This window comes from Streptomyces sp. NPDC052107 (assembly GCF_040680215.1).
In the GTDB taxonomy this organism is placed as follows: domain Bacteria; phylum Actinomycetota; class Actinomycetes; order Streptomycetales; family Streptomycetaceae; genus Streptomyces.
Window position 1 is genome coordinate 1 of record NZ_JBFAWG010000225.1, and the last position, 3,179, is coordinate 3,179.

Here is a 3,179-nt window from a genome sequence, read left to right on the forward strand (position 1 = left end):
GGCATGGTGGCTTCATACTGCCCCTCCTGCTGTGAGTGCTGTGGTTTTGACGTGCGATTTCACGGTTCGGGCGGCGAGTTGGAGGCAGATTTCCTCGTTGTCGCTGGTCCAGGGGATACTCAGGCGTCCGTCGTCGGCGCGCACGGCGTCCAGTCGGCCGCGGGCGATCCAGTAGTAGACGGCGCCCTGGCGGACGCCGAGGCGGGTGGCGACCTGCTGGACGCTCAGTTCGCCACGGGCCTGGGCCTCTTGCGGGAGCGGGTGGCTGCCTCGACCGGTGGGGCCGGGGTGCCCCCGCCGGGCCAAGTGGGCACGGAGTGCGGCTTCGACCTCGTCGTTCCAGGGGATGGCGATCCGGCCGGCCGGTGTGCGGTGGGCGCAGAGGTGGCCGACGCGGATCTGGTAGCGGACGGCCGCGTCCAGCACGCCGAGGCGTGCGGCGGCCTGCGGGATGCTGATCTCACCGTCGCGGGCCGATTCCACGGGCAGCGGGCGCGGTCCGGTGGGCGCGAACTGTTCGGGGTGAGTGATCCAGTCCCGGCAGGCGTCCTCGACCTGCGGGTTCCAGGGGATCAACCAGCGTCCGGAGGGGTCCTTGCGAGCGGGCAGACGCCGACAGCGGATCCAGTAGTAGACGGCGTGCTCGACCACACCGAGGCGGGCGGCGGCCTGCTGGACGGTGACTTCGCCGGGCCGGGCCTGCACTGGGGGGCCGGGACGTGGGGTCAGGTGTCCGGAGGCACCGATCTGCTCCCGGCAGGCGGCTTCGACCTGCGGGTTCCAGGGGATGCACCAGCGTCCCGAGGGGTCCTTGCGGCCGGTGAGCCGGTCGTGGGTGAGCCAGTAGTAGACGGCGTTGGCGGTGATGCCCAGAATCTGGGCGGCCTGGTTGACGTTGATCTCGTCGTCCCGGAAGGGGGAGCGGGCCGGGATGTTGTAGGTGTGGCCGACCCACTTGACCGCCGCCACGTCGTAGCGGCGCCCGGTGCCCGTGGTGAGCCCGGCATCGGCGAGCGCGACAACGACCTGCTCATCGCTGTGCTCCGGACGCAGGGCCGCGATCAGCTCCCGTGCGGCGGCCGGGGTCCGCCGCACCTCCGGCGAGGTCGCGGGCCGGGTCAGGGCGAGTTCGTCGGTGGCGCCGGTGTGCCAGCGCACTCCGATCCGGGCGCGGGCCCGGGCCGGCTCGGGCAGCAGAGTGACGTCCGAGACCAGGGTTCGCAGTAGACGCTTGCGGTCCCGGTCCTTGGTGTCGGGATCGTGCCACAGTCCTGGCAGGTCAGCGGCCAGGGCCTTAAGGGCGGTGCGGTCGGGCAGCGCCGGGCGGGCCTCGCGGGCCGCGGCCAGGGCGGCTTGGGCCTGGTCGAGCGCGGCCAGTCGCGCTTCCCAGCGGGCCTCCAGGGTGCGGGCGACCATCCGGTTCTCCGGCTCGACCGCGCTGAAGGCACGCTCGGCGCGGTCCGCGTCGTACTGGGCGCGCTCGACGGCGAGTTCGGCGGCGCGGTGGGAGCGGGCGTGCCGGTCGCTGACCTCGTCGGCTGTGGCCAGGGCCCGCTCGATCTGGCCCGGGCCGAGCGTGCTCAGCAGCAGCTCAGCCACCGCGTCGTCGACGATGTCCGCGCGGATGGAGCGGCAGGTCGCCGTGGCCTCGTGGTCGGCCCGGGAGGACGAGCAGCCGTAGGCGGCCTGGCCGTGCCGGTGATACCGGGTGGTCATCGGGTGTCCGCAGGACCCGCAGAACATGATCCCCTGACACAGGGCCAGGCCCTCGCGGGCCGGACGCGCGCCGTCGTGAGTGCAGTTGGCCTTCAGCTGCGCCTCGGCGGCCACATACTGCGCCCAGGTCCAGTAGCCCTCGTGGTGGTCGGGCAGGACGATCGGCCACTGCTCGCGGGGCAGCAGCTTGATGCCGGTGCGCACGGTGCCGTCCGGCTGCACCCGGCGCCGGGTGGAGTAGCGGCCGTAAACGTAGGCCCCGGCATAGCACGGGTTGCGCAGCACCCCCAGAGCCCGCGCGTGCGTCAGCTTGCCCCACCGCAGCTGGCCGGCCCACGCTCCTCCGTAGGCGCGCAGCGGGAAGCGCCTGCCCACGAAGGCGGCCACGACCTGGAACGCCGAGCCGCCGGCCGCGAACGCCGCGAACACGTCGCGGATCGCGGCCTGCACCTCGGCGTCCGGGTCGATCACGCACTCGCCCTCGTCGTCGTAGACGTAGCCCACCGGCAGCGGGAACCTCAGCTCGCCGCGCTCGGCCGCGGCCCGCTTCGCGCCCTGCAGCCTGCCCGAGAGAATGTGCAGTTCCGCCTCTGACATGCTGCCCTTCAAGCCGAGCAGCAGCCGGTCGTTGATGTTCGCCAGGTCGTAGACGCCGTCGGCGTCGATCAAAAGCGCGTCGGTCAACCGAGCCAGCTCCAGCAGCCGGGCGAAGTCGGCCGAGGACCGGGCCAGCCGGGAGACCTCCAGACCGAAGATCGCCCCGACCTCGCCCAGGCAGACCTTGGCCACCAGATCCCGGAAGCCCTCGCGGACCTGGCCGAACTTCCCCGACACGCCGAGGTCCGCGTCGATGACCATGACGTCTTCGCGGTCCCAGCCCAGCGCGACCGCCTCGTCGCCGAGCGCGTACTGCCGCAGCGTCGACTCGGTGTTGTCCCTCACCTGCACCAACGTGCTCTGCCGCAAGTAGATCGCCGCCGTCCGGGAGCGATGGGACGCGGTGATCTTCGAGGTCCCGTTCACGATCACGGCTGCCCCCCAACACGGACTCGACCATGTTGGCCAGCACCATCACCACCTCGACGCAACACGGTGATGGCGGCACAGCCCCTCGCTTCCGCCCCCGACGGGACTGGTGCGCGATACAACTGTCGTTCCATCAGGATCCGTCCCGCTCCGGGCCTGCACCACGGCTCACCAGGGCATTCACCAGCGCACGAAGCGCACTCAACCCCTCGACCGCGAGCCGGTCACCCGACGGCTCCCCGCCCCGGTCCGTCCACTCCTGCGGCAGCGTCACGCTCCGGCTCACGCCGTACGCGCAGACGAAGACCAGCGCACCGCTCCGGCGCTTGACGAACAGAATCTCCAGCCGCTGACCACTCAGCGCGTGGAACGGATGAGTCACCGCCAGGGAACCCAAGGACTGCTTGGACGACGCGGCACTATGCCGTGACCGTCGG

Annotated in this window: 2 protein-coding genes; both read right to left on the minus strand. The window is 71.7% G+C overall.

Annotated features, from left to right (window positions below; translation table 11 throughout):
• Positions 1-12: 12 nt before the first annotated feature.
• Positions 13-2,745, minus strand: a complete 2,733-nt coding sequence (locus AB0M27_RS47165) for a recombinase family protein (RefSeq protein ID WP_365732371.1) — start codon at positions 2,743-2,745, stop codon at positions 13-15.
• Between the two features lie 130 nt (positions 2,746-2,875).
• Positions 2,876-3,179 (minus strand): DUF5372 family protein (locus AB0M27_RS47170; RefSeq protein ID WP_365732372.1); only part of this gene is annotated, 304 nt, incomplete at its 5' end.